At 72.2% G+C, this 26,692-nt stretch carries 23 protein-coding genes; 12 read left to right on the plus strand and 11 right to left on the minus strand.

Features of this window, described 5'->3' with window-relative positions; translation table 11 throughout:
- Window positions 1-106 precede the first annotated feature (106 nt).
- From ACFQRF_RS15165 to argH, 3 genes are all read right to left on the minus strand, one after another.
- Window positions 107-1,156 (minus strand): LLM class flavin-dependent oxidoreductase, encoded by a 1,050-nt coding sequence (locus ACFQRF_RS15165; protein ID WP_379871722.1) that lies wholly within the window; start codon window positions 1,154-1,156, stop codon window positions 107-109.
- Between the two features lie 229 nt (window positions 1,157-1,385).
- The gene (locus tag ACFQRF_RS15170; RefSeq protein WP_379871723.1) at window positions 1,386-2,813 is read right to left on the minus strand and encodes a sodium:solute symporter family protein; all 1,428 of its coding nucleotides are present in this window, start codon (window positions 2,811-2,813) and stop codon (window positions 1,386-1,388) included.
- Window positions 2,814-3,177: 364 nt separating this feature from the next.
- The gene (gene argH, locus ACFQRF_RS15175) at window positions 3,178-4,695 is read right to left on the minus strand and encodes an argininosuccinate lyase (protein WP_379871724.1); all 1,518 of its coding nucleotides are present in this window, start codon (window positions 4,693-4,695) and stop codon (window positions 3,178-3,180) included.
- Between the two features lie 232 nt (window positions 4,696-4,927).
- Here argH and ACFQRF_RS15180 point away from each other — a divergent pair, with 232 nt between their 5' ends.
- From ACFQRF_RS15180 to ACFQRF_RS15195, 4 genes are all read left to right on the plus strand, one after another.
- Window positions 4,928-5,809 (plus strand): MurR/RpiR family transcriptional regulator, encoded by an 882-nt coding sequence (locus ACFQRF_RS15180; RefSeq protein WP_379871725.1) that lies wholly within the window; start codon window positions 4,928-4,930, stop codon window positions 5,807-5,809.
- Window positions 5,810-6,090: 281 nt separating this feature from the next.
- Window positions 6,091-7,932 (plus strand): glycoside hydrolase family 15 protein, encoded by a 1,842-nt coding sequence (locus ACFQRF_RS15185; protein ID WP_379871726.1) that lies wholly within the window; start codon window positions 6,091-6,093, stop codon window positions 7,930-7,932.
- A gap of 150 nt (window positions 7,933-8,082) precedes the next feature.
- Entirely contained in the window at window positions 8,083-9,303 is a 1,221-nt protein-coding gene (locus tag ACFQRF_RS15190) for an FAD-dependent monooxygenase (RefSeq protein ID WP_379871727.1), read from the plus strand.
- A gap of 73 nt (window positions 9,304-9,376) precedes the next feature.
- Window positions 9,377-10,105 (plus strand): TetR/AcrR family transcriptional regulator, encoded by a 729-nt coding sequence (locus ACFQRF_RS15195; protein ID WP_379871728.1) that lies wholly within the window; start codon window positions 9,377-9,379, stop codon window positions 10,103-10,105.
- A 73-nt stretch (window positions 10,106-10,178) separates the two neighbouring features.
- Here the strand turns inward: ACFQRF_RS15195 and ACFQRF_RS15200 are convergent, their stop codons facing one another.
- From ACFQRF_RS15200 to ACFQRF_RS15210, 3 genes are read right to left on the minus strand one after another with little or no spacing between them, the layout of a single operon-like run.
- A complete protein-coding gene (locus ACFQRF_RS15200; RefSeq protein ID WP_379871729.1) occupies window positions 10,179-10,838 on the minus strand; it encodes a response regulator in 660 nt (219 codons plus the stop codon).
- Complete coding sequence (locus ACFQRF_RS15205) at window positions 10,835-11,986, minus strand: sensor histidine kinase (RefSeq protein ID WP_379871730.1); 1,152 nt, start codon at window positions 11,984-11,986, stop codon at window positions 10,835-10,837. Before ACFQRF_RS15205 ends, ACFQRF_RS15200 begins: the two co-directional genes overlap by 4 nt.
- On the minus strand, window positions 11,983-12,819 hold the full coding sequence (locus tag ACFQRF_RS15210) for a CPBP family intramembrane glutamic endopeptidase (protein ID WP_379871731.1): 837 nt from the start codon (window positions 12,817-12,819) through the stop codon (window positions 11,983-11,985). Before ACFQRF_RS15210 ends, ACFQRF_RS15205 begins: the two co-directional genes overlap by 4 nt.
- Before the next feature lie 492 nt (window positions 12,820-13,311).
- On the opposite strand from ACFQRF_RS15210, the gene ACFQRF_RS15215 reads away from it, so the two are divergent.
- The 3 genes from ACFQRF_RS15215 to ACFQRF_RS15225 are packed head-to-tail and all read left to right on the plus strand — an operon-like array spanning window position 13,312 to window position 15,747.
- Window positions 13,312-13,878 carry a copper resistance CopC family protein gene (locus tag ACFQRF_RS15215; RefSeq protein WP_379871732.1) on the plus strand — a complete coding sequence of 189 codons (567 nt, stop codon included), beginning with the start codon at window positions 13,312-13,314 and terminating at the stop codon, window positions 13,876-13,878.
- A gap of 55 nt (window positions 13,879-13,933) precedes the next feature.
- Window positions 13,934-14,491 (plus strand): copper chaperone PCu(A)C, encoded by a 558-nt coding sequence (locus tag ACFQRF_RS15220; RefSeq protein WP_379871733.1) that lies wholly within the window; start codon window positions 13,934-13,936, stop codon window positions 14,489-14,491.
- Window positions 14,491-15,747 carry a Dyp-type peroxidase gene (locus ACFQRF_RS15225; RefSeq protein WP_379871734.1) on the plus strand — a complete coding sequence of 419 codons (1,257 nt, stop codon included), beginning with the start codon at window positions 14,491-14,493 and terminating at the stop codon, window positions 15,745-15,747. The genes ACFQRF_RS15220 and ACFQRF_RS15225 overlap by 1 nt, the downstream gene beginning before the upstream one ends.
- 71 nt (window positions 15,748-15,818) lie before the next feature.
- On the opposite strand, the gene aztD is transcribed toward ACFQRF_RS15225, so the two are convergent.
- The 4 genes from aztD to aztB form a co-directional block, all read right to left on the minus strand.
- On the minus strand, window positions 15,819-17,000 hold the full coding sequence (aztD, locus tag ACFQRF_RS15230) for a zinc metallochaperone AztD (protein ID WP_379871735.1): 1,182 nt from the start codon (window positions 16,998-17,000) through the stop codon (window positions 15,819-15,821).
- Window positions 17,001-17,062: 62 nt separating this feature from the next.
- Window positions 17,063-18,007 carry a zinc ABC transporter substrate-binding protein AztC gene (aztC, locus tag ACFQRF_RS15235; RefSeq protein WP_379871736.1) on the minus strand — a complete coding sequence of 315 codons (945 nt, stop codon included), beginning with the start codon at window positions 18,005-18,007 and terminating at the stop codon, window positions 17,063-17,065.
- Window positions 18,001-19,185 (minus strand): WD40 repeat domain-containing protein, encoded by a 1,185-nt coding sequence (locus tag ACFQRF_RS15240; protein WP_379871737.1) that lies wholly within the window; start codon window positions 19,183-19,185, stop codon window positions 18,001-18,003. The genes aztC and ACFQRF_RS15240 overlap by 7 nt, the downstream gene beginning before the upstream one ends.
- Complete coding sequence (gene aztB, locus ACFQRF_RS15245) at window positions 19,182-20,060, minus strand: zinc ABC transporter permease AztB (protein WP_379871738.1); 879 nt, start codon at window positions 20,058-20,060, stop codon at window positions 19,182-19,184. The genes ACFQRF_RS15240 and aztB overlap by 4 nt, the downstream gene beginning before the upstream one ends.
- Window positions 20,061-20,097: 37 nt before the next feature.
- Here aztB and aztA point away from each other — a divergent pair, with 37 nt between their 5' ends.
- The 4 genes from aztA to ACFQRF_RS15265 all read left to right on the plus strand — a co-directional run bounded on the left by aztA (window position 20,098) and on the right by ACFQRF_RS15265 (window position 24,377).
- Entirely contained in the window at window positions 20,098-20,799 is a 702-nt protein-coding gene (gene aztA, locus ACFQRF_RS15250) for a zinc ABC transporter ATP-binding protein AztA (protein ID WP_379871739.1), read from the plus strand.
- A 283-nt stretch (window positions 20,800-21,082) separates the two neighbouring features.
- A complete protein-coding gene (locus ACFQRF_RS15255; RefSeq protein WP_379871740.1) occupies window positions 21,083-21,592 on the plus strand; it encodes a mycothiol transferase in 510 nt (169 codons plus the stop codon).
- Window positions 21,593-22,511: 919 nt separating this feature from the next.
- On the plus strand, window positions 22,512-22,928 hold the full coding sequence (locus ACFQRF_RS15260; protein ID WP_379871741.1) for a peptidase inhibitor family I36 protein: 417 nt from the start codon (window positions 22,512-22,514) through the stop codon (window positions 22,926-22,928).
- Window positions 22,929-23,399: 471 nt separating this feature from the next.
- Window positions 23,400-24,377, plus strand: a complete 978-nt coding sequence (locus ACFQRF_RS15265) for a methyltransferase domain-containing protein (RefSeq protein WP_379871742.1) — start codon at window positions 23,400-23,402, stop codon at window positions 24,375-24,377.
- A 177-nt stretch (window positions 24,378-24,554) separates the two neighbouring features.
- Here ACFQRF_RS15265 and rfbA read toward each other — a convergent pair whose 3' ends face one another.
- Window positions 24,555-25,487, minus strand: a complete 933-nt coding sequence (gene rfbA / locus ACFQRF_RS15270; protein WP_465262337.1) for a glucose-1-phosphate thymidylyltransferase RfbA — start codon at window positions 25,485-25,487, stop codon at window positions 24,555-24,557.
- 92 nt (window positions 25,488-25,579) lie between these two features.
- On the opposite strand from rfbA, the gene rfbB reads away from it, so the two are divergent.
- Window positions 25,580-26,626: a dTDP-glucose 4,6-dehydratase gene (gene rfbB / locus ACFQRF_RS15275; RefSeq protein WP_379871744.1), complete on the plus strand. Its 1,047-nt coding sequence runs from the start codon at window positions 25,580-25,582 to the stop codon at window positions 26,624-26,626.
- Window positions 26,627-26,692 lie beyond the last annotated feature (66 nt).

A 26,692-nucleotide genomic window follows, 5' to 3' on the forward strand; every position in this document is an offset into this window, starting at 1 on the left:
TCAGGGTCTGTCCGCGCGTGCGGGCGCCGGTCCGGGACCGGTTTCGGAGGGCTCGGACGTGCCCGGAGAGAACGCCGCGGGGCGGCGCCGTGCGCTGTGCCGGCCCTCAGGTGAACGCGGGCATGATCCGGTCGTGGATGAGACGGAGCTGGGTGTTCACGCCGGCCACCTCGGGCAGATCGCGGCCGGTGAACGCGCGAACGAGCGTGCGGTCGGTGATGGCGCAGATCACGTGGTTCACCCCGCTGGGTGCGATCTCCCGCTGGATCTTCTCCCGGCACTCGTCGGGTGTGCCGGCGATGGAGAGGCGGTCGGCGAGCTCCGGTGTGGTCAGCTCGACGCCGCGGGCGAGGTCACCGGCGGCGATGGCCTCGATGATCGGAGCGAGCTCGCCCGGGTCGACCCCGTTGCGGCGCAGCTGCTCCGCGGGCATCGAGGAAGCGTAGATGCCGACCATGCTGCGCGCGGCTTCCTTGGCGGTCGCGGAGTCGGGTCCGGTCGCGACGACCACCCACGCCCCGATGTCGAGCGTCCGCCAGTCCCTGCCGGCACGCTCCGCCCCGGCGCGGATGTGCCGGACCGCGTAGTCGTAGGCCTCGCGGGTGTAGCTCAGCGCGTGGTGGCATCCGTCGGACAGCTCGCCCGCCGCCTCGAAGGACTTCGGCCCGCGCATGGCCCCCAGCTTGAGCGGTACCCGGCTCTGGACGGGGCGGGCGAAGGTGAACAGCCCGTTGTAGGAGAAGAACTCGCCGTCGTGGGAGATGCTTCCCTCGTCCAGGAGGGTGCGGACGACGTGCAGGGCCTCCTTGACCCGGGAGAGCGGCCGGGTACGGGCCCAGTCGATGCCGTACTGGGCCAGCAGCCCGAAGTTGCCGCTGGACAGCACCCCTTCGGCGCGCCCGCCGGACAGTTCGTCCAGCGTGGCGAGCGCCTGGGCGATCAGGGTCGGTTCGCGCAGCGTCACCGGGGAGACGCTCGGGCCCAAGCGGATCCGGTGGGTCCGCCCGGCGGCCACGGCGAAGAGGAGCCACAGGTCCTTGTGCCAGGTTTCGTCGGCGGCGTAACAGGCGTGGAAGCCCAGTTCGTCGGCGAGCCGGATCGAGTCCAGTGACTCGGCCAGGGGGTGGTCGGGGAGCATGGCATAGCTGAACTTCACAGGTGCCACCTTCCGGGGCTGGAACAGCGGTACTGGATGTGTCGTGCTCGCGCCTTCCCCGATGATGGGGACGGCGCCCCCGGCTGTCCAGTGCCGCGGGTCCGTCGGCGTCGCGCCGCGACGGCGGGCGGCGGCCGCCGGGCCGGGTGACGTGGCCGGCGGCCAGGGCGCGGGCCGCACCCCGCGGACGCGCGGGTGGGCGCGTCCGCGGGGCGATGCCGCGGTCGGTTCACCCGGCCGTCTCGGCCTGCGGAGCGTGCTCGCCGGGGCGCGGCCGGGAGCGTGTCAGCCGGCCGGTGATGAGCATGGCCGCCGCGGACGCGGCGAGTCCGTAGGCGACGTAGGGGACGCCGGTGTCGAGGGCGTGCGCGATCCCAGCGGCGAGGACGCCCGCCACGACTCCGGCGATCCCGGTGTAGGGCCCGACGAGGTCGGTCCGGCGGAGAGCGAAGCCGAGGAACACAGGGAAGAACAGCCCGACGGCGGAGTAGGCGTAGGAGGACACGATCCAGTCCAGGGCGGAGGGGAACGCGAGCGACAGGACGAGTGCGGCCGCCAAGACGACGGCGGAGAGGATCCGGGACAGCCGGAGGATCTCCCGCGAGGTGACGTCGCGGGCGGTGTAGTTCTTGTAGATGTCCTGCGTGATGTTGACGACCACGGACTGCACGGCGCTGGTGACCGTGGACAGCAGGGTCTGGCAGATGAAGGCCGAGTAGGCGACGCTGAGGATCAGCGGCATCCCGGCGATGATGGTCCCCGCGGCGTCTTCGGGGTTGCCGAGCCGCGGGTTCAGCGCGAACGCCGACATGCCCAGGACGGACGCGTAGACCTTGGTCCCCAGCAGCAGGGCCGCGGTGCCGATCAGCGACACCACCACCGTGCGCAGGGTGTTGGCGGCGTAGATCCGCTGGAAGTACATCTGGTTGGTCATGGTCCCGGGCGTCAGCGACATGGCCCAGAGGCCGATGGTCAGCAGGCCCGGAGCGACGAACCCTTCCCATCCGGCGCGGGCGGGGGTGGCCGCGGCGGCGACCTCCGGCCAGCCGCCCGCCGCGTGCAGCGCGTAGAAACCGACCACGAAGGCCATGATCAGCATGAACGCGCCGAAGACGGCGTCGCTCCAGGCGACCGAGGTCATGCCGCCGGGCAGGACGAAGAGCAGGCCGACGATGGCGAACGCGACCGTGAGCGCGGTGGAGTTGACGCCGGTCAGCTGGTGGAACAGGTTGGCGAACGCGACGAGCTGCGTGCACAGCCAGCCGAACGGGACGACCATGGTCATGAGGGTGACCACCGTCATGAGGACACGGTGGCCGCCGTAGATCTTCTTGATGATGTCGGGCAGGCTCACGAAGTCGTGCCGGCGGAGCCATCTCGCCAGGAACAGCAGGGCGAGGACGCCTCCGGCGGTGAAGACGCCGTAAGTGACGGCCCCCCAGCCGAACTGGTACCCGAGACCGACCTGGGCCACCAGCATGCCGCCGCCGGATGCGGTGGCGAACTGGGTGAGGACGACGACGGCCAGCGGAAGGGAACGGCCGCCGACCGACCAGCCTTCCGCGGTGCGCGTTCGCCGGCTGATCCACAGCGAGAAGCACACGGTCAGCACGAGGGCCAGCGAGTTGACGAGGATGATGAGGACGGGCTCGTTCATGACGGTCTCCCGGGTACGGCGAGCTGCCGGCCGACGAGCAGGCCGGTGGGGTGAGTGGTAGGGATCGCGCGGGCCGTTGGAGGCCGGCGACTGCGCGGCGACCGCGCAACGCGCTGCTGCGGGGCGACCGGTCGCCGCCTGCCGGAGAATCGGGTTCCCGCTCGGCAGGTCCGTCACCGGCCTGCCGTCGCGCCGCGGGAACCGCTGTTCCGGCGAGGATCGCTCGCCGGAGCGCGGATCGCCGGGCCGCGCGCCCGTTGCCGGACGTGTCCCCGCCCGTTGTCACCCGGGAGGTCGCCGTCCGCTCTTCATCTTGTGGACGAAGCGGTGCTGAAGCCTGAGGTGCGGCGCTACGGCGGGCCGGTCACGCCCTGGTCCGGTCGTCGCGGGCCCGCCCCGCCGCCAGCTCCCTCGCCCGGGCGCGCAGCGATTCGGCGGCCCGCCGCTGCGCCGCGACGACGCCGTTCAGGTGCGCCTCGTCCTCGTCGAGCACGTGGCCGAGCCTGCTGAGCTGACGGCGCACCTCACGCGGGGCGGGGCCGCCCTCGGTGGTCCGGGCCGCGACGTTGGCGTGCGGGGCGAGGCTGCGGGCGATCAGCTCGGGTGAGACGTCGAGGCGGCGCCCGAGCACCCGCAGGGAGGCGGCGGCGAGGGCGTCCGGGTCGATGTCGCGTGCCGTTCCCCCAGCGGCCAGGCGGTCGGCGACCACGGCGCCGACGATGTGGTGCGCGGTCCGGAAGGGCAGCCCATGGTGGCGGACGAGTTCGTTGGCGAGTTCGGTGACGCAGCTGAAGTCGGCGGACGCGCGCTCGCCCGCGAGCCGGGTGTCGAAGGTCAGGCTCGTGATGGTGTGCTCGAACAGTTCCACGGCGATCCTGGCCTCGGCCACCCCGTCCCAGACGAACCGGAGCGATTCGACGCTGGACTCGCGGGAGTGGGAGTACCCGGAGCTCTTGAGGGCGCCGAGGCAGGAGATCCAGCACGCCTGCAGGTGGGCCGCCTTCGCCTTGATGTGTTCGAGGGTCACCGGGTTCTTCTTCTGCGGCATGATGCTGCTGGTGACCGCGATGGCGGAGTCGACCTCCACGAGGCGGAACTCGCCGCTGGCCCACACGTAGAGGTCCTGGGCGAACCGGCCGAGGTTGTTGGTGAGGATCGCCAGCGCGCCGAGCACGTCGGCCAGGTAGTCGCGGGCGGCGACGCCGTCCAGTGAGTTGCCCATGACCGTCTCGAAGCCGAGCAGTTCGGCGGTGACCGAACGGTCGATGCCGAACGTGGTCGAGGCCAGCGCACCGGAGCCGAGTGGACTGGAGTTGACGTCGGCCAGGCACGCCCTGAGCCGGGCGTGGTCGCGCTGCAGGGTGTGCGCCACCGCCGACAGGTAGTGGCCGACGGTGATCGGCTCGGCGGCCTGCAGGTGGGTGTAGCCGGTGATGACCGACTCGGTGTGCTCCGCCGCGAGTTCCAGCAGCCGCCGGCGCAGGGACAGCAGCCGGGAGCAGACGTCGGTGAGTTCGCTCCGCAGGCGGAGCCGGGCGACGGTGGCCAGCATGTCGTTGCGGCTCCGGGCCGTGTGCAGTTTCCCGCCGGCGTCGGCGCCCGCCCGGTCCATGAGCGCGGCCTCGATGTTGAAGTACAGGTCTTCCAGGGCGGGGTCGATGCGCAGCGCGCGGGGACCGGCCCGGCGGATCTCCTCCGTGGCGGCCTGAACCCGTGCCGCCGCGTCCGTGTCGACGATCCCGGCGTCGACCAGCATCGCCAGGTGCGCGGTGTTGACGTCGAGGAAGTACTCGAAGTGGTGCGCCAGATCCCGTTCGATGCCGGGTTCGATGACCAGCCGGCGGACGACCTCGTCCGGTGACTTCTCCAAGCGTCCGGTCACAGGTGCTTCCCCTCGCGACGGTGCGGACATGCGAACGACTCAGGTGACGGGCAGCGTGCGGTGCCGCCGGCCGGGCGGCGACGGGCGCCGGGAGCGCCGGTGGCGGGCTGCGCACCCGCGTGTACCGGCGCGCCGTGTGCGCCGGTGCTCCCGTGCCGCGGAGTGACGCCCGTCACTCGTCGCGGCCAATCGGAATGTAGCGTGGCCAACAGAAGGGTTCATAATGAATGTCGTGAACCCGACAGAACTGTTGGACGGCCCCAGTTTCACCGAACGGATCACCGCCCGCGCCGGTCAGCTGACCCGCAGCGAGCGCACGGTCGCGCAGTTCATCCACCGCGACCCGGATACGGCGGTCGTGTCCTCGGCGGCGGCGCTGGGCCGCCTCACCGGGACCAGCGACGCCACCGTCCTGCGGACGGTGCGCGCGCTCGGCTACCGCACACTGCCGGAGCTGCAACGCGCGGTGGTCGCGCACCTGCGCCGGCGCACCGATCTGACCATCCAGCTCGCCGCCCGGGCCGAGGCGATGTCACCGGCCGCGCCGAGCGTGCTCGACCAGGTCCGCGCGGACAGCGAACGGCTGGTACACGACCTGAACGCGCACATTCCGCCGGAGAGCTGGCGGAAGTGCGTCGAGCTGGTCGGCTCCGCGTCGCACGTGCTCTGTTTCGGAACCGGCCCGTCGGGTGCCATCGCCCAGCACCTCGCGCTGTCGCTGTCACGGGTGGGCATGCACGCCAGCGCCATGCACGACAGCGGTGTGCAGCTCGCCGACGCACTGACCGCGGTGCGCCCCGACTGGACCATCGTGGTGTTCGCGCCGCTACGGCTGTTCCGGGAGTTCCCGGCCGTGCTCGACCACGCCCGTGATGTCGGTGCCCGCACGATCGCGGTCACCGAGATGTTCACCAGGGAGCTCCGCCGGCACGCCGACGTCGTCCTCACCACCCCGCCGAGCGTCGAGACCACGGGCAGCGAGACCCTCGCCCCCCTGGTCCTCGCCCACGCGCTCGCGCTGGAGGTGGCCCGGCTCCGCCCGGCGGAGGCCACGCGGCGCACCCAGCTCATCGAGCGGCTGCGGCTGCAGATCACCGGCCGCGCGGGCCGGTAGGGAGCCGGTGCCGTCCGGCGTCATCACGATGGGCGTCGGCTCGGATCCGCCCGTCCCGCGGCTCGTCGATCGCGATGTGGTGCGGGCCCGGTACAGGCCGACGTAACGCTCCGCGATGACGTCGGGGGCGGCATCCGGGCGGCCCGGCGCGCCAACCTGCCGCCCGGATCGCCCGCCGTGGGATTGGGCCGGGCGCCAGCGGTTACTGCATCGGGTGAGGGCCGTGCCCGCGACCGGACGGCGCCGCCGTGGGCGGACACGACACCGGGGAGGGAATCGCGATGGGGCACTCTTCGGGACGGCAGAGCCGGTATCTCCCGATCGCCGACCACGGCCTGATCGGCGACCTCCGCACGGTGGCGCTGGTCGGCAGCAACGGCACGATCGACTGGTACTGCTACCCCTCCTTCGACTCCCCCAGCGTCTTCGCCGCCCTCCTGGACGCCGACCGGGGCGGCGCCTTCGAACTCGCGGCCGTACCGCTGAACGGAGTGCCGGCCCGCACCAAGCAGTTCTACTTTCCCGACACCAACGTGCTGATCACCCGGTTCTTCACCGATGAGGGCCTGGGCGAGATCCAGGACTTCATGCCGATCTCCCCCGGCCCCGCGGCCGCCCGGCACCGGCTGATCCGGCGGGTGGTGTGCGTACGCGGGACGATCGCGTTCCAGGCCCGGGTGGCACCCAGGTTCGGTTACGGCACCGAGCCGCACCGGGTACGGATGCTCGACGGTGCCGCGATCTTCGAGGCCCCCGCGCTGGCGCTGGCGCTGACCGCCACGGTGCCGCTGGCGGACGACGGCCGCGACGTCCGGGCCCGGTTCACCCTGCACCAGGGCCGGTCGGCGGTGTTCGCGCTCGACCAGGTCGGCGTCGGCCCGGACGGCCGGTCCGCGGTGCTCGGCTGCCCGACCCAGGAGGCCGAACACGAGTTCTCCGCCACCGTGGCCTACTGGCGGCGCTGGCTGGCGGCCTCCCGCTACCGCGGCCGGTGGCGGGAGATGGTGCACCGCTCCGCGCTCACCCTCAAACTGCTCACCTACTCCCCCACCGGAGCGATCGTCGCCGCCCCCACCACGAGCCTGCCCGAGCAGATCGGCGGCACCCGCAACTGGGACTACCGGTACCTGTGGGTCCGCGATGCCGCGTTCTGCGTGTACGCGCTGCTCCGGCTGGGCTTCACCGAGGAGGCCGAAGCCTTCATGGGCTTCCTCACCCGCCTCATCGACGTGCGCGCCGACCGGCCGTCCGGGCCCCTGCAGATCATGTACGGGATCGACGGGCGCACCGACCTGCCGGAGCGCGAACTCGACCATCTGGAGGGCTACTGCGGCTCGGCACCGGTCCGGGTCGGCAACGCCGCCGCCACCCAGCTCCAGCTCGACATCTACGGCGCCCTGATCGACTCCGTCTACCTCTACGACAAGTGGGGCCAGCCCATGTCCAGTGACCACTGGGAGGCCGTGTGCGCCCTGGTCGACTGGGTCTGCGAGCACTGGGACCAGCCCGACGAGGGCATCTGGGAGACCCGGGGCGGCGCCAAGAGGTTCCTCTACTCGCGGCTGATGTGCTGGGTGGCCATCGAACGCGCCATCCGCACCGCCCGGCGCCGCGGCCTGCCGTGCCCGCTCACCGATTGGGCCGCTACCCGGGACGCGATCTACCGCCGGATCATGGAGCGCGGCTGGTCACCGGCCCGGCAGGCGTTCGTCCAGCATGAGGACGACAGCGTGCTGGACGCCGCGGTCCTGATGATGCCGCTGGCGAAGTTCATCTCCCCCACCGATCCCAAGTGGTCGGCCACGCTGAACGCCCTCGCCGAGGACCTCGTGACCGATTCCCTGGTGCACCGCTACGACCCGAACGCCAGCCCGGACGGTCTTGAGGGTCAGGAGGGCACCTTCTCCATCTGCTCCTTCTGGTACGTCGAGGCTCTCACCCGCGCCGGCCACCTGGACGAGGCGCGCCTGGCCTTCGAGAAGATGCTCACCTACGCCAACCACCTCGGCCTGTACGCCGAGCAGATCGGCCACAACGGCGAACAGCACGGCAACTTCCCGCAGGCGTTCACCCACCTCGGCCTCATCAGCGCCGCGTTCAACCTCGACCGCGCCCTCGGCTGAGCCGGGGCCGCGGCGCGGCGGAAGCCCGCGCCTCGGCCGTCAGCCCCTACGGAATCTCGGAGTGACCCACACCACCGACTGACCAAATGAATGAATTGGTCAGTACGTCTTATAGTGGAGTCGTTCGCCTCCGTTGAAGGGACAGACGAGATGACGAGTGCGAAACGGACTCCCCGTGCCCTGGTGGTCGGCCTGGGGATCGCCGGCACCGCGGCCGCGCTTCGGCTGCGCCAGATCGGGTGGGAGCCGGTGGTGATCGAACGCGCACCCGGGCGGCGGTCCGGTGGGTACTTCGTCGGCGTCTTCCCGACGGGCGTCGCCACCGCCGAACGGCTGGGCGTCCTCGACCGGATCTCCAACCGCGCCGACCCCACCAGCGCCGTCTACGAGATCGACCGGGCGGGCCATCGCCACAAGGGCATGGGGTACGACTCGCTCCCCGGCGCCCCACGCATGGTGCTGCGCGGCGACATCGAGAGCGCGCTCTTCGACTCCCTGCCCCCGGACCTGGAGATCCGCTACAACACGGTCCCCGTCGACATCCGGCAGGACGCCACGGGCGCGCGGGTGACCCTGCGCGACACCGCCCACGACACCGAGACCACCGAGGACTTCGACCTCGTCATCGGCGCCGACGGGATGCGCTCCACGGTGCGGCGCCTGGTCTTCGGGCCCGACGCCAACCACATGCACGCCCTGAACTACATGATCGCGGTCTGCCTGATGCGGGAACAGGTGGCCGGCTTCCGCCCCCAGGACGGGCTGGTGCTGGCCGAGCCGGGCCGCTCGGCGTGGACGTTCCCCTTCGTGAACCGCGAGCCCGGCCTGCTGTTCTCCTGGCGCACCGAGGACATCGACGCCGAGTTCCGCCGCCCGCCGATCGAATCCGTCCGCGCCGCCTTCGGTCCCGAACCCACCGGTCCTATCCTGGGGCAGCTGATGGAGCAGTTCGAGAAGGCCGACGACTTCCTCTTCGACTCGGTCCACCAAGTCAAGCTGAAGCAGTGGCACCACGGCCGCGTCGTCCTGCTCGGCGACGCCGGCTGGTGCCTGACCCTGTACTCGGGAATGGGCGCCTCCACCGCCATGGCCGGCGCCGAACTGCTGGGCACCATGCTCCAGCGCCACCCCGACGACCTCGACCGGGCCCTGGACGACTGGAACCGGCGGCTCGCCCCCAACATCGCCCACCAGCACGCGACCGTCCAGCAGGGGCGTTCACTGTTCACCCCCCACGACCGTCCCGAACACCTCCGGCGTACTGCGATGATGCGGTTGATGCACGCGCCGCTGGTCGGCCCGATGCTGACCAAGCAGATGTCCAAGAATCAGGACTTCCACATGAAGTCGGTGGACATCGCCGCCCCGTGAGGACCCGCACGTGACGGCCCCCGAGCGGTCCGGTCCTCCGGATACCGCCTCGCTGTCAGGAAGGACGGTCGCTGTGACCCGGTTGATCGAGCACGACTCGCCCAAGGCGTCCCGGATCCTCAACGCCACACGGGAACTCGTGCTCGAACACGGCATCCGGAAGGTCACCATCGCCGAGATCGCCCGCGCGGCGGGCGTGGGCAAAGGCACCGTCTACCTGTACTGGCCCGCCAAGGAGGAGCTGCTGCTGGACCTGTTCGGCCGGGATTTCCTCGTCGGCCTGGACAGCATCCGTGCGGCCCTGGCGGCCGACCCGGACCTGGTGCGGCCCGCCCGGCTGGCCCCCCTCGTCCTGCGCACGATGCGGTCCCGCCCGCTGCCCCGGCGGTTGCAGATGGGGGACGAGGACGTGCACCGTCTGATGTCCCACCACACCGCGAGCCGGGAGGTGTTCTCCCGGCTCAGCCCGAGCGCGCTGTGCGCCGCGGTGCTGGACGGCCTGCGCGAGCACGGGGTCGTGCGTCAGGACCGTCCGGCGAACGAGCAGGCGTACGCGCTGCACACCCTGCTGGTCGGCTCCTTCGTCACCGAGACCGTCCCGTTCTTCGAGGGACCCGCCGTCCAGCGGGAACCCGACCAGATCCTCGCCGAAGCGATCGGCCGGCTCCTCGCGCCCAGCGCCGAGGTAGGCGAGCAGGCGCTGCGCGCGGCGGCGACGGACGTGCTGGCCACCTTCGACCGGCGACGCGAGGACGTCCTGGCGCACCTGCGGGAACTCACGGTGGCCGCCACCGGCTCCTGACGGCGCGCCGGCCCGCGCGGGAAGCGGGCGGCGGGTTCCCCCGTCGCCCGTTCCCGGCGGCCCGCGCGGCCCGTCAGGTCACCAGGCCGTGGCGGTAGGCGTAGACGACCGCCTGGACGCGGTCGCGCAGTCCGAGTTTGGCGAGGATGCGGGAGACGAAGGTCTTGACGGTCTCCTGGCTGATCACGAGCGCCCCGGCGATCTCGCTGTTGGACAGCCCGTCCGCGATGAGACGGAGGACCTCCAGTTCCCGGGGGGTCAGCGGGACCTCCCCGGAGGTGCCTCCGGCGGGCCGGATGCGGGCGGCGTAGCGGCCCACGAGCTGGCGCGTCACCTCGGGGTCCAGCAGTGCCGCGCCCGTGGCCACGGTCCGGATCCCGTGCAGCAGCTGGGCCGGCGGCGCGTCCTTGAGCAGGAAGCCGCTCGCGCCCGCGCGCAGCGCCTCGTAGACGTACTCGTCCAGGTTGAACGTGGTCACCACGAGCACCTTGACGGGGTGCGCCACCCCGGCACCGGCCAGCCGGCGGGTGGCCTCGATGCCGTCCAGCACCGGCATGCGCACGTCCATCACCACGACGTCCGGGCGCAGCCGGCCGGCGAGGTCGACGGCGGTCCGGCCGTCCCCGCACTCGCCCACGACCTCCAGGTCGGGTTGCGCGTCGACGATCGTCACCAGCCCGGTGCGGACCAGCACCTGGTCGTCGCAGATCAGGACCCGGATCGGCGCGGTCACGACGGGCCACCTGCGGGGATCCGTGCCCGCACGACGAAGCCCCCGTCCGCACGCGGGCCCGCGCTGAAGTCGCCGCCCAGGACGCCGACCCGTTCGCGGAGCCCGGCGAGTCCCCGCCCGCCGCCCTCGGGGAGCCCGGCCCGCGAGCCGGGACCGTCCGTGGCGACCTCGACGGTGATGTCCCGGCCGCCGTGGTGCACCCGGACCGACGTGCGGCTGCCGTTGGCGTACTTGAGGGCGTTGGTCAGCGCCTCCTGCACGACCCGGTAGGCCACGAGGTCGGCGCTGCCGGTCGACTCCGCCGGGGTGCCCTCCTCGGTGAACTCCACCGGCTGCCCGGACCGGCGCGCCTGCTCCACGAGCGTGAGAAGCCGGCCCACCGGCGGGGTCCGCGCCCCGCCGCCGTGGTCGGGGTTGAGCACGTCGAGCAGGTGCCGCAGGTCGGTGATGGCGCGCCGGCCGGTGTCGGTCACCGCGGTCAGGCTCTGGTCGAGCCGGTCCGGTGCGGTGGTGAGATACCGGGCCGCCTCGGCCTGCACGACCATCGCCGTCACGTGGTGGGTCACGACGTCGTGGAGTTCACGGGCGATGCGGGCGCGTTCGGCGGCGCGGGTCTCCTCGGCGACGCGGCGACGGCGCTCCGCCTCCGCGATCCGGGTGGAGCGCAGCCACGCACCGATGCACCACACGAACACCAGCGCGAGGTAGAAGAGGACGAACTCGCCCACCGGTTCGGTGCCGAGTCGGTACAGCGCGACCGCCAGCGGCACGAACGCCGCGGAGAAGAGGAACGCCATGGCGCGCCTACGGTGTTCCAGGTGCGCCCCCGCGCTCAGCACCGCGATGGACAGCCCGGTGCCCGCGAGCGAGTGGTAGCCGCGGAGCTGGTCCACGGCGAAGCCGAGGGCGGTGAGGGCCAGGCAGACGGCCGGCCACCGGCGGCGGACGGCGAGCGGGAGGCACTGGAGGGCGACCGCCACGACGGCCAGCGCGTCGAAGGGGCGGTCCGGCAGGCCGCCGACCTGGGTGCCGTAGTTGTGGAACGCCGGCACGAAGGAGCCGGTGAGGAGCAGCAGCCCGACCGGGAGATCCCGGACCGTGACGTCCAGTCGGCGCCACGAGTCCGGGAGCCGCCGAAGGTTCATCACCGGGGAAGTGTAGCGGTGGCCCGGCCCCGGCCGTCGCGCCGGCGGAGGGGGACCAGATGGCCGCGCCGGCGGGCCAGCCACATGAACACGATCGTCGCCAGGACGCAGAACACGATCGAGTACAGGCTTCCTTCCGGGCCGAACTCGCCGCCGGTGAGCAGCGCCGGGCCCGGCATGGTGGCGTCCAGCAGTCCCTGCGCGGTGTCGTTGCCCGAGACCTCGGTGCTGAAGATGGCGGACGCGGCGAAGTTCCAGCCGAAGTGCAGGCCGATCGGCAGCCACAGACTGCGGGTGGCGACGTAGGCGGCGGTGAGCATGCCACCGGCCTCGATGGCGATCGCGATGGCGCCCCACAGGCTGGCGTGCGGGTTGAGCAGGTGCGCCAGGCCGAACAGCAGGCCGGTCAGGGCCAGCGCGATCCACGTTCCGGTGCGCTGCTCGACGATCCGGAACAGCACGCCGCGCCACATCAGCTCCTCCGTCACGGCGGCGGCGGCCATGAAGCCGAGCAGCCCGGCCACGCCCGTGACCGAGCCCAGGCCGTGGACCTGGTAGCCGCCGAGGAAGGCGATGTTCACGATGACGGTCGCGAATATCGCGACGCCGATCAGCGTCCCCAGGCCGGTCGCGGTGACGGCGCCCTTCCCGGCCAGCTCCGTGACCGGGCGATGCTCGGTGCGCCGCACCACCCACCGGTAGACGGGCACGGAGACCACCGCCGTCAGCAGGCCGATGGCCAGCGTGAGCCACGGGTTCCCCTGCACGGCCATGACCCCCTGACCGCCGAGGAAGGCGACCGCCGCGACGGCCGCGAATTGCCAGACCAGCCTCATGAAGACCCCTTCGCAGGATCCGCGGCCGGAGCGCCGCGGCTGCATGAACGCTACGGATCCGGCGGCCGGAGATCGTCACCACGCGGTGGACACCTGCGCGTAGCTCCTACGGGGGACGGGTCCCGCGGGCGAGCCCGGCGGGAGCGACCGGAAACGTGCGCCACCCCGCGGGTCCGGCGGTCCGGCGCCGGGTTCCGGGAGCGGGGGCTCGGTGCGAGACCGCCCGGCGCGCTCCGCACCGCCGGGACCGGTGCGGTGTCCCGTTCCCCGCCCCGCGCCCCGCACCTGGATGGCACGTTACGTTTCCGTGATCCGATGCCGGGAACTCCGCGGCTTCGCCGCCCGACTCCTCGTGCCGTGTGGCCCGTGTCAGCCAGGTCGTCGCCTGCTGCGTGGGCCGGGTCGGACGGCCGAGCGGAGGAAGGCGTGCAACCAGGCAGGCGGCGGGCGGGGCGGACCCGGCGATCGTGGGGGTGGCAGACGGCGCGCGTCATGGCGGTGATCGCGATGGGGACCGCGGGCGTGCTCGGGGCGGGGACACCGGCGCTCGCGCACGACCGGCTACTGTCGTCCACCCCTGAGGACGGCGCCGAACTCGACGCCGCCCCGGACGAGATCACGCTGACGTTCAGCGGCGAGATCATGGAGATCGGTGCGGCGATCACCGTCCTGGACGGCCGGTCCACCCCCGTCACCGAGGGCGAGATCGTCATCGACGGGCCCGAGGCGGCCCAGGCCCTGGCGCCGGATCTCGCCGACGGCGGTTACGCGGTGCGCTGGCGCGTGGTCTCCGGTGACGGGCACCCCATCAGCGGCGGCTTCACGTTCACCGTCGGCAATGGGGTGGCCGCGCCTCCCGCCCCCGCGGCCACCCCCGGCGCGACGGCGAGCGCGCCCGCCTCGCCGCCGGCCGGCGCCGCGGCCCCGGGGGAACCGGCGATCCCCGCGCGAACACCGGTGCTCGCCGCCGCCGGAGCGGCCGCCGGTCTGGGGCTCTACCTGCTCGTCGTCGCGCTGCTCCGCCGACGTGCCCGGGCGAAGTCCGGCCGTGCCGCCTGAACCGGCGGCCGGACACCCGTTTGCCCACCATCGGAGAAGACCGGAGGACATTCTCATGCTCACGTCCATCACCCGCACCGCCGCGCTGGCCGGCTGCGCCGCCGCGGTGACGCTCGCCGTCGCGGGCTGCGCCGGAGAGCCGTCCGCACCTGAGGAGACCTCGCCGGCGGCGGGCGCCACGGCGGCCCAGGCCGACGGCTTCGAGATGACGGACGCCTGGATCAAGGCGGTGCCCGAGGAGGAGGGCATGACCGGCGCGTTCGGCGTCCTCGGCAACTCGGCGGACGAGGACATCATCGTCGTGGCGGCCACCGCCTCGGTGGCCGGCATGGTGGAACTGCACGAGGTCGTCACGAGCGACGACGGCAACTCCGTCATGCGGGAGAAGGACGGCGGTTTCGCGGTCCCGGCGGGCGGCACGCACGTGCTGGAGCCCGGCGCCGACCACATCATGCTGATGGACCTCGGGGAGGACCTCGACCCCGGCAGCGAAGTCCGCATCGAACTGGAGTTCTCCGACGGCTCCACCTCGTCCTTCACCGCCCCGGTGAAGGACTACGAGGGAGCCAACGAGAGCTACGACGACGGCTCCGGCCACGGCACGGAGCACTGATGGCACCCGACTCCCCAGGCAGCGCGGCGGCGCCGGAAGGCGGGCGGCCGTCCCGGCGGCGACTGCTGCTCGGCGGCGGGGCCGCCGCCGTCGGAGGCGCCGCGGCGCTCGTGGGCGCGGACGCCGTGCTCAGGGGCGGCACCGGCGGCCCGGGCCCCGCGCCGCCGGAGGAGCGCCTGAACGGGCAGGCGACCGTGCCCTTCCACGGCCGCCACCAAGCCGGCATCGAGACGCCTCCCCAAGCACACGGCCGGTTCGTCGCCGTCGACCTCGGCGACGACGCCGACGCCGAGGCGGTCCGCCGGCTGCTCCGGCTGCTGAGCGACGACGCCGCCAAGCTCACCCAGGGCGACGCCGCGCTGGCCGACTCCGAACCGGAACTCGCCACCGTCCCCGCCCGGCTGACGGTGACCTTCGGGTTCGGCCGCGGCCTCGTCCAGCGCGTCGCCCCCGAGCGGGTGCCGACGTGGCTGGGGCCGCTCCCCGAGTTCTCGGTGGATCGGCTGCGCGCGGAGTGGAGCGGCGGCGACCTGCTGCTGCAGATCTGCGCCGACGACCCCGTGACCGTTGCGCACGCCGCCCGGATGCTGACCAAGGACGTCCGCGCGTTCGGCACGGTGCGCTGGGTCCAGGACGGGTTCCGCCGCGCCCACGGCTCCGAGGCCGGTGGGACGACCATGCGCAACCTCATGGGCCAGGTCGACGGCACCGTCAACGTGGCCCCCGGGAGCGAGGACTTCGAGCGGATCGTGTGGGACCGGCGCGACAACCCCGAGTGGCTGCGCGGCGGCACCGGGCTGGTGATCCGCCGGATAGCGATGGACCTGGACAAGTGGGACCGGCTGGACCGGCCCGGCCGGGAGGAGGCCGTCGGCCGGCGGCTGTCCGACGGCGCGCCCCTGACCGGGGAGAACGAGCACGACGAGCCGGACTTCGACGCGGTCACCCCGCTCGGGTTCCCGCGGATCGCCGAGTACGCGCACATCCGGCGGGCGCGATCGGCGGACCCGTCCGAGCGCGTCTTCCGGCGGGCCTACAACTACGAACGGCCCGCCACGGAGCCCGGAGAGCCGGACGCCGGGCTGCTCTTCGTCTCCTACCAGGCCGACGTCGACCGGCAGTTCGTCCCGATCCAGCGGCGGCTCGACGAACTCGACCTGCTGAACGAGTGGATCAGCCCCATCGGCTCGGCCGTGTTCGCGGTCCCGCCCGGCTGCGGCGCGAACGGATTCGTCGGCGAGACGCTGTTCGCCTGAAGCCGCGCACACCGAGCCCCGGCCGTCGGCCGGGGCTCGGTGTGCCGGGTGGGGACGCGGGCCGGTACCGGTCAGGTGGTTCCGGTGATCTCGTTCGGCGCCGCCGGCAGCTCCGTCTCCTCCCGGACCTCGCCGGACGCGATGTCGACCGCGTACAGCCGCCGCTCGCCCGGGTCCGTCACGTAGGCGGTGTCATCGCGCACGTACAGCGTCGGACGGGCGTCCTGCCATTCCAGGGGCTCCGTCCACTCGCCGATGACCGGGAAGGAGTCGGTGACCTCGGCGGACTCCATGTCGATGACGTGCAGCGCGCCGTCGGTGCCGAGCACGAGTCCCTCGCCGCCGGGGCCGCGGCCCAGGGAACGGAAGCTGTAGCTGGCCCCCAGGTCGACGAGTTCCAGGCCGCCGTCTTCGGTGTCCACGACGGTGACCCGTTCGGGGCGCTCCAGCTCGGCGTCGGGGTCGGTCTTGTAGTCGCCCAGCACGTAGGGCGAGTCCTCGTGGCCGGCCTGGTTGCCGATGCGGCCGTACTCGTCCGGGCTGTCGACCTTGGTGATCTCGCCGTCGGCGTAGACGAGCACGCCGTCCTCGCAGCCCACGACCACGGCCTCGTTCATGGCGGCCGCCTCGCCGTGCACGCCGGGGCACTCCTCGTTGCGGGCGATCTCCTGCCGTTCGGCGTCGAGGACCTGGATGCCGGGGCGGTTCTCCTCGTCGCCGAGGGTCACCACCATCTCGCCGTTCTCCAGGACCAGGGCGACACCGTGGTGCGGGTGTTCGGTGGTGTGGGTCTCGGTCTCGGGGAGTCCGTCGCCGAGATCGGCGGGGTCGAAGACGGTGATCTCGCCGGTGCCGTCGGAGAACAGCACGGTCCGGCCGGCGTGACGTACCGCGTGTCCGGGCTCGGGCGCCGGGAACTCGTCGTCGGTGAGCCGGGCGCCGGTGGCGTCGAGGACGCGGAAGCCCGTCGACGTCGACACGAGCACGTGCCGCCCGTCGCCCGCCGGGTTGAGCCGGTTGAAGCCGTCCAGCGGGATGTCCTCGACGACGTCGAGCGTCTGGCCGTCGATGACGAGGATGCCTCCGTCGTAGGTGGCGACGAGCGGGCCGGCGACCTCGGTGGCGGCGGCTTCCTCCGCGCCGCCTTCGCCGCTCGCGTCCCCGCAGGCGGTGGCGGTCAGGCACAGCGCCGCCAGGGCGGACAGCGCCGCCCAGCCGTGCGTCCGGCGGGACCGGTGGGGATGGTGTCTCATGGTTCTCTTCCGTTCTCGAAGGGGATGGGCGTGTGGGGCTGTGGGGAGGGGCGGCGGGCGTCTCAGCCGGTGAGGCCGTCCACGATGGCCGCGGTGTTGTGCCGGGTCATCTCCAGGTAGGTCGCCGCGCCGCCGCCCTCCTCGGTGAGGGACTCCGAGAAGAGCGGCGCCACCTCGATGTCGAGACCGGCCTCCTCGGCCATCACCTGGGCGAGGCGGTCCGGCTGCGAGGAGTCGGCGAAGACCGCGGCGACCCCGGCCTCCTCGACCGCGTCGGCCAGGGACTTCAGGTCGGAGCCGCTCGGCGAGGCGAGGGTGGTGCCGCTGGGGATGACGGCGCCTACCACCGTGAAGTCGTAGCGCTGGGCGAGATAGCCGAAGACGTGGTGATTGGTGACCAGGCTGCGCCGTTCCGCCGGGATCGCGGCGAAGCGCTGCTCGGTCTCCTCGTGCACCTGCTCCACCTGCTCCCGGTACTCCGCGGCGTTGGCGCGGATCCGGTCCGCGTCGACGCCGCCGACCTGGGCGATCACCTCATCGGCGATGAGGCCGACCGCGTCGGCCACGCGCACCGGGTCGGTCCAGAAGTGCGGGTCGGGCCGCCCGGCCGTCTCGCCCTCGGTGTAGGCGATCGGGTCGACGCCTTCGCCGACCGCGAGGCCGTGCGCGCCGGCCTCCTCGGCGGCCTCGACGTTGCGCAGCACGCCCTCCTCCAGGCCGAGGCCGTTGTACACGAGCAGTTCGGCCTCCGCGAGTTCGGCGGCCTGTTGCGCGGAGACGCCGAAGGAGTGCGGGTCGGCGTTGGGCGGCATGAGCACGGTGACCTCGGCCTCGTCGCCGACGACGTTGCGGGTGAGGTCCCCGAGGATGTTGGTGGTGACGACGATGCCGGAGCGCATGTCATCGAAGGCCGCGCAGCCGGCGAGGGCGGGCAGGACGAACAGGGCGAGCGGCAGCGCCGCGGCGCGCCGGGAGAACCGGGAACTCACCGGCATCGTGGTCACCATCCCGTCTCGACCATGAGGTCGGGGCTGAAGCCGAGGTCGAAGGTGCGGGCGAGCCGGAGGTCGTCGTTGTAGTCGATCTCATGGACCGCGTCGGCTTGTGGGTCGTTGACGTAGGCCCGGGCGGTGTCGATCCGGATGCCCGGCGCGGGCGCGCCGTCGCCGGGCGGCTCCATGAGGCCGGTCTCGGCGAGCCGCTCGCCCGAGGACGGGTCGTAGGACCGCAGCGTGCCGTCCGCGCCGAGGACGAGCACCGGCATGTCCTCCCCCGCCGCGCTCACCGCGACGGCGGGTCCGGTCTCGATGTGGACCCACTCCCGGGCCCCGACGTCGAGCACCCAGACTCCGCCGTCGCCGGCCGGGCCGGCCACGACCGGGGAGCCCGGGCGGTGCTGGAACGAGCGGACCGGTTCGGCGCCGGGGTCGTCCGGGTAGGGGATGCGCTCCGCCGAGAACGTGCCGTCGTCCTCGGTCACCAGCAGGGCGCCGTCGGCGCAGCCGATCACGGCGCCGCGCCGGGTCACGGCCTGTCCGCGCGGGTCGGGGCACCGTTCCCCGACGGCCGGGGACGCGGGCGCACCGTCCCGGTCGAGCACGTCGACGGCGCCGTCCGCCCTGGCGACCAGCAGCCGCTGACCGTAGGCGAGGGCGACGCCGTCTCCCTGCACCACGGTGGCGCTGAGCTCGCCGTCTTCGAGCGCCGGGCGGTCGAGGATCCGCACGCCGTCGTCCGAGGAGAGCGCCGTGATCGCCGGATCGGCGACCGCCTGGAGCGCGCCGCCCGACTCGGTCTCGCCCACCATCCGCGGTTCGGTGCGGTAGTAGTGCACGTGGTCGCCGTGGTCGACCGTCCAGGTGCCGCTGTCCAGCACCGTCACGGCGCCGCCGGTGCCGAAGAAGGCGAACCGGCCGTCGGTCACGGCCTCCTCGACGCCGGGTGCCGTTCCGGCCTCGGTCACCTCCTCGGTGGCCGGGTCGAGCATGTGCAGCGTGCCCGCCGCAGTGTCGGCCATGACGAGGCGCCATTGCGGCTCGGCGGTCTCCTCCGCCCCCTCGACGTAGCCGTGCGGGGTGGCCGCCGCCTCGTCGGGTGGTTCGGCCGCGCCCGATCCGCACCCCGCGGCCAGCAGGACGGCGGTGGCGCCGGCGACGGCCGGCCGGATTCTCCTTGACGACATCATCGGGTGAACTCGTGCTCCTTGTCCGGGATCTGTGCTGGAATCGCCCCCGCGCCGGCCGGCCGGCGGTCCCGCACCCGGGCCGCCAGCGCGGAGAGGAAGAAGATGGCCACGGCGACGGCGGCGATGGTCGCGCCCGCCGCGGTCCCCAGGTGCCAGGACAGGAGCAGGCCGGCGAAGGTCGAGGCCGCGCCCAGAACGGCCGCGCCGAGCGTGATCAACGGGATGCGTCCGCCCCACAGCGCCATCGCCGCCGGGGGCGCGATCAGCAGCCCGAAGACCAGCAGGGTGCCCACGACGTGGAAGGACGCGACGATCGCGAGGGTCACCAGCCCGAGCAGCGCGACGTGGGCGAGGCGCGGGCGCAGGCCCAGCGTCCGAGCCTTGCGGGGGTCGAACGCCAGCGCGACGAACGCCCGGTGCCCGAGGAGCGCGACGGTGGCCGCCACCGCGGCGGCCACGGCGAGGACGGCGAGGTCCACCGGCCGCACCGCGAGGACGTCGCCGAAGAGGAAGCCGGTCAGGTCCACGGCGAAGGACCGCGAGTGCGACACGATGATGACGCCAAGCGAGAGCATCCCGACGAACAGCAGCCCGATGGCGGTGTCCTGGGAGAGCCGGGACCAGCGGGTCACGGCGGTGACCCCCAGCGCCATGGCGACCGCGCTGACGGCGGCGCCGAGGAACAGGTTCCCGCCCAGCAGCGAGGCCAGGGCCACGCCGGGCAGCATCCCGTGCGACATCGCGTCGCCGAGGAAGGCCATGCCGCGCAGCACGACCCAGGTCCCGGCCAGGGCGCAGACGACCGAGACGAGAAGTCCCGCCCAGAGCGCCCGTGCGACGAAGGACACCTCGAACGGGGCGAACAGCCATTCCATGCGATGACCGTACCTTGAAAACGGTTATCATTGTCAAATGGAACGAAGCGTGGACCACCGCACACCGGCCGCCGTCGCACTGCGCGGGGTGACCGCCGGCTACGGCCCGAGAACCGTCCTCCGGGGAATCGACGCCGACATCGCCGCCCGCCGGGTGACGGCCCTCGTCGGCCCCAACGGCTCCGGAAAGTCGACGCTGCTCGGTGTCGTGTCGGGGGTGCACGCCCCCGCCTCCGGCACGGTCGAACGCTTCCACCGGGAGCGGCCGGCCCTCGTGGTGCAGCGCAGCGCCGTCCCCGACACCCTGCCCGTGACCGTCCGCGAAACCGTCGCCATGGGACGCTGGGCGCACCGGGGCCTCTGGAGACGGCTCACCGCCGACGACCGGGCCATCGTGGCCGCCTGCATGGCGCGGCTGGACATCACCGGCCTGGCCGACCGCCCGCTCGGTGCCCTGTCCGGCGGGCAGCGCCAACGTGCCCTGCTCGCGCAGGGACTCGCCCAGCGGTCCGACTTGCTGCTGCTGGACGAGCCGACGACCGGCCTGGACGCGGCGGCCCAGGCGGCCATCCTCGGCGTGCTGGCCGACCTGCGCGCGGACGGCGTCACCGTGATCTTCGCGACCCACGACGCGGAGGCCGCCGCGTGGGCCGATCACCGGCTGCACCTGCGGGACGGCCGGCTCAGCGGCGGCGACCGGCACCCGGTTCCCGCGCCGGGCGGCTCCGCCGCCGGGTAGCCCGCCCCCGGCCGGTGCCCGGGGCGGCGGACGGCGGGGACCGCGTCACCATCCGGCGACGGGCGGGACCATCCGCCCGGTCCTCCCCGGGGCGCCGCCCGGCGAGTCCTCGTCGGCTCCGGACTCCTCCCCGTCATGATGGTCACGGGGTTCACGGAGGAACGCGCCCGCAGCGTGCCGGTGCCGTGGCACCGGCCGGGCACACCCGCCCCGCGACGGCGGGGGCACCGGCGGCGACGGTGCTTCCGGAAAGGATCACGGACGACCGCGCAGGAGGCATCGCATGCACACCGCCGAGGTTCTGGCCGACGCCTACGGGCGGATCAGGGAGTGCGTCCACGGCGTCGTCGACGGGTTGTCCCAGGAGGAACTGGACCGGCGTCCCGCACCGGCGGCGAACACCATCGCGTGGCTGATCTGGCACCTCGCCCGCGTGCAGGACGACCACCTGGCGGACGCCTCCGGACGGCCGCAGGTGTGGACGGCGCAGGGGTGGGCGGAACGCTTCCGGCTGCCGCTCGACGCCCGCGACATCGGGTACGGGCACACCACCGAACAGGCCGGTCTGGTGCGCGGGGTGCCCGGCGCGGATCTTCTGGGCTACTACGACGCGGTGCACGCGCAGACGCTGGACATCGTGCACGGGCTGTCCGCACCGGATCTGGACCGGATCGTCGACGCGAGCTGGGACCCGCCGGTCACGCTCGGCGTGCGGCTGGTCAGCGTCGTTTCCGACGATCTCCAGCACGCCGGGCAGGCCGCATACGTCCGGGGGCTGCTGCGGTCCGGCTGACACCGTCCGCCGCGGCCACGCTCGCCGAGGGGCGGCGCCGTTCCCGGCGGCGTGGCCCTTCGGCCGAGGCGGTCGATGCGGACGCCGTTGGAGTAGCACAGGTCGACGTGACGCCGCCCTCTACGAACGAGTCCGGGCGCCGTGGGCATGGATAAGAATCTTGGGGCTATCCAATTCGATCTCTGGTTCGGCATATCAATGCCGACGCGACGGTAATGGCGAATTGAACATGCCCCTTCACCGCCGAACATCGCTCAAAGTCACCGAACGGTTCTGCCGTCAGGTGGCCAAAACAGACTTCGTCCGCCGAATTTCACGTGATCCGGAAGAGATATCCCTCGTCGCCCGCCAGGAAGGGCGGGGAGCGCCCTCAAGGCTGGACGAACACTACATATAGCCCCGAACGTGGTGCAAGTCATTTACTGTCCGAAAGCGGCCAGCCGCCGATCTCAAATGAGCGGTCCACGAACAGATGGCGGCGATCACCGGGCCTCCATCGGCCGGCCGCCACCACCCCGAAGCCGCCGAATATCCCGGTTTCTTGATCACGTTTTCGGCCACCGGGAGGCTCGCCGCCGCTTTGCGCCGCCATGCGAATCCAGCGGCCATATCCACCCCCGGAAGACCGCCACCGGCCCCTCCGACCTAACGAAGTCCGCCAGAACGCCCGGCAGGCCCGGCGCAGGACACCCCCCGGACAACTCGCGGGTTCGGTAGCCGCTCTTGACTACCGGATATTTCGGGCTTACCTTCTTTCCTCGGGAGATAAGGATGAATTCCCGCCCGACGACGCCCCGTTGATCTCGCACCCGCGCTCCGGCCGTGGCGTTCCATGTCCACCGTTATCCGGCCACCAGATAATCCATCGCGGCGATCGCCGTCGGCATCCCCACCACAATCGCCGAACAAAGGAGTTCTCGTGTCCCTGCGTTTCCCGTCGGCAAAGCAGGCGCCCGCCGTCCGGCGTATTCTCGTCAGCACCATTGCCGGCCTCTCGGCCCTCGCGGCGGCGGCGCTGCCCGCATCCGCTCAGACCTCGGTCTCCCCCGCGCCCGAGACCGCACAGGAATGTCCGTTCACCTCGACCCTGTGCCTTTATGACGAGGCGGGTTTCGGTGGCGAGCGATTCACCGTCAGTTCGGCGAATCCCGGGGTGGGAGTCTGCGTCGATCTCGTCGAGCACGGGTGGGGCGGACGGGCCCGGTCCGCGATCAATACCAACACGAGTTCCGCCGCGATGTTCCTGAGCGACGACTGCACGGGACAGCCCGCGCAGATCCCCTCCGGCCAGACCCCCAGCCTGACCTTCGCGCCCAACAGCGTGTTCGTCTCCTGACGATGGGCGGCGGCACCCGGCGGGGCGCTGCCGGCCGACGGAGTGACGGGCCCGCCGGGCCGGCCGGGAACCGTGGGGAACACCCGGCCCGGCCGCGGCGGCCCCGCGGCGCTCCGGCGGAGGCCACCGTGGCGTCGTGACCGCGCTCGGGCCCCCGCGCTCACTCGGGTAACCAAAGTCACACGGCACGCGGCCGGCGGAACGCCGAACACCGCCTCCGCCGCGCCGGCCGGAGGAAATCCCTGCGTCGCGCGGGCGTCACACCGGAAAAGCTTTGCCGGAAAGATCATCCGGATTCCGTGCGGGAGATCCGCCCGGGGAGGCGGAGAACCGCCCGTCAACGGTTTCACCTCGGCAAGAACACCGGACCGGGGATTACCCCGGCCCGGCATTGACGTGCCATGATTCGCTGAGTTAGCGTCAGCAACCGGCAAGATGCCGACCAGCACAATGGAATGGCCGGGGTGCATATTGTTCGGATCCGACGTCCACGCCCAGGTTCGCGCTCTCGAACTCGAACACAGAGAGATCTACGAAAGTTTGGACCCCGATCGGATCGAAGCCTGGCTCGACTTCGCACCCTTTGACGGCGCATATTCCGACGACTTCGGCTCCAGCGCGTCGGGCGGCCGCGGTGAGAGTTATGTCGCGGCGCAGCGCGCCACCTTCAACCGGGTCACGGGGATCACCGCGATCCTCGACATCGTCGGCCAGCGCACGGCCGCGTCTCCCCTCGTCGTCGATCTGCTCGGCGGCGACGGCCTGATCAGCAGGGTGGCCGCCGCGCTCGGCCGTACCGAATCCGAGATCGTCACCTGCGACGCCTCACCGTTCATGGTGGAGGCGGCATGGGCGGCCGGAATACCGGCGCTCCTGCAATACGCGCAGTTCCCGCTTTTCCGTGCGGGATCGGTGGGCGGCGTGATTCTCGCGTACGGGACCCACCACATTCCACCGCAGGAGCGGGCCACGGTCGTCAAAGAAGCGCACACCATCCTGCAGCCGGGCGGCGTTTTCGTGCTGCACGACTTTCTCGTCGGGTCGGCGATGGAGCGCTGGTTCGGTGAGGTCGTGGACGTTCACTCCGTCACCGGGCACCGGCATTCCCATTTCGACCGCGCCGATATCGAATCCTATCTTCAGGCGGCCGGATTCGCCGAGATCGACGTCATGCCGCTGGACGACCCATTCGTCGTCCGGGCGCCGAGCGCCGCCGCGGCGGAACTGGCCATGGGCCGGCACCTCGTCGAGATGTACGGGCTGACCCGGCTGGTCGAGGAGTACGGCGAGACCGGTGCCTACCGCAGGGCCCATGAACTGGGCCGCGCCATCTTCCGCGACGAGACGGCGGGCCGGGCCTCCGGTGCCGAGCCGTACTACGCGGCCGACCTCGGCGCCTGGACCCTCACGCTGGGGCGCAGCGCCGTGGTGGGCCGCGGCGTGGCCTGACGGCCGCGGCGTCCGCCGCCCACCCCGGGCGAACCCGGTGCCCGGGTGGCGGCGGAACCGGCGCTGCGCGCCCGGTCCTGCCGGGCCCGGACTCCGGCGCCCGGCCCCGGCGACCCGGGACGTGCGGAGGCGGAGCGCCGTGCCGGTCCGCGCGGACCGCAGTGGCACGCCCGGTTCTCACCGCGGCGACACCCGCGTCTCCTCGTCCAGAAGGCGCAGCAGGTAGTCGCCGTAGCCGCTCTTGAGGAACGGGCGGCTGAGTTCGCGCAACTGGGCGTCGTCGATGTAGCCGCACCGCCAGGCGACCTCCTCCACACAGCCGACCTTCAGCCCCTGCCGCTCCTCCATCACCCGCACGTACTCCGACGCCTGCACCATGGCGGCGAACGTCCCGGCGTCCAGCCAGACGGTGCTGCGGTCCAGGACGGTCACCGCCAGCTCGCCCCGGCGCAGGTACTCCTCGTTGACCGCCGTGATCTCCAGCTCCCCCCGTCTGCTCGGCCGGAGGCGGCGGGCGATGTCCACCACCCGGTTGTCGTAGAAGTACAGGCCGGGCGCGGCGTACCTGGACTTCGGCTTGGCGGGTTTCTCCTCGATGGACACGGCGGCGCCCTTCTCGTCGATCTCGACGACCCCGTAGGCGGAGGGGTTGTCCATCGGGTAGGCGAAGATGCGGCCCCCGACGAGGTCGGTGTGCGCGCGCAACCGGGCGCCGAGGCCGCCGCCGTGGAAGATGTTGTCTCCGAGGATCAGCGCGACCGGGCCGTCACCGATGAAGTCGGCGCCGAGCAGGAACGCCTGCGCGATGCCCTCCGGCTGCTCCTGAACGGTGTAGGCCAGCCGCAGACCGAGATGGGAGCCGTCGCCGAGCAGCCGGCGGAACCGGCCCTGATCCTGTCCCGTGGTGATCACCAGGATGTCGCGGATACCGGCCATCATCAGCGTGGACAGCGGATAGTAGATCATGGGTTTGTCGAAGACCGGCAGGAGCTGTTTGGAAACCGCCTGCGTGACCGGCCAGAGGCGTGACCCGGTTCCGCCGGCCAGCACAATGCCGCGCATCAATGTCTGAGGGGCGCCCTGGGCCGCCTCCGCAGTTACCGCCTCCATTCGAAAGTGTGCAGGATCGCGATTCGACGCCGTTTCCACAGTGATGTACATATCACTTCCATGAGGCATTTGCGGCACGTATCTTTACTGCCATGCGGCTTCTTGTGACCGGCGGCGCCGGTTTCATCGGTTCGGAATTCGTCCGCTCACTTCTCCTCTCTCCTCGTACCGGCGATGTCCGGATCACCGTTCTCGACAAGCTGACCTATGCCGGAGTGGCGGCGAACCTGGACCCGGTGGCCGGGCACCCGCGCTACTCGTTCGTCCACGGCGACATCTGCGACGCCGACCTGGTCGACCAGGTCATGCCGGGTCACGACGCGGTGGTGCACTTCGCCGCCGAATCCCACGTCGACCGTTCCATCTCCGGTGGGCGGCCGTTCGTGACGACCAACGTCATGGGAACCCAGGTGCTTTTGGAAATGGCGAAAAAGCATCGGGCCGGCCGTTTCGTCCATGTGTCGACCGACGAGGTGTACGGTTCCATTCCGTCCGGTTCGTGGACCGAGGAAACGCCTCTCTCTCCGAATTCGCCGTACGCCGCCACCAAGGCGGGTTCCGATCTCCTGGCCCTGGCCCACCACCGCACCCACGGCCTCGACGTGGTGGTGACCCGCTGTTCGAACAACTACGGGCCGTACCAATTCCCGGAGAAGATGATTCCGCTTTTCGTCACCAATCTGCTCGACGGCGGGAAGGTGCCGCTGTACGGCGACGGACGCAACGTCCGGGAATGGCTGCACGTCTCCGACCACTGCCGCGGGGTCGAACTGGCCCTGCGTCGCGGACGGGCCGGGTCGGTGTACCACATCGGCGGCGGCACCGAGCTGACCAACGCGGAGCTGACCGGTCTGCTGCTGGCGGCGACCGGTTCCACGTGGGGCAGTGTCGAGCGGGTGCCGGACCGCAAGGGGCACGACCTGCGGTACTCGCTCGACTGCGACCGGGCGGCCACGGAGCTGGGGTACGCGCCCCGGGTGCGGTTCGAGCAGGGGCTCGCCGAGACCGTCGCCTGGTACCGGGACAACCGCTCCTGGTGGGAGCCGTTGAAGCGGGGCACGGCGCGTCCGGCCGGGCCTCCGGCCCCGCGGGCGCCGGACACCCGGCTCCCGGCCGCCGCGCCGCCCGGAGCACGCTGACGGATCGTGGCCGGCCGGCCCCGGCCGGACCGCGCCCGGCCGGCCGCCGCACCGCGCGGCCGAGCG

The organism is Marinactinospora rubrisoli (assembly GCF_042664915.1).
In the GTDB taxonomy this organism is placed as follows: Bacteria; Actinomycetota; Actinomycetes; order Streptosporangiales; family Streptosporangiaceae; genus Marinitenerispora; species Marinitenerispora rubrisoli.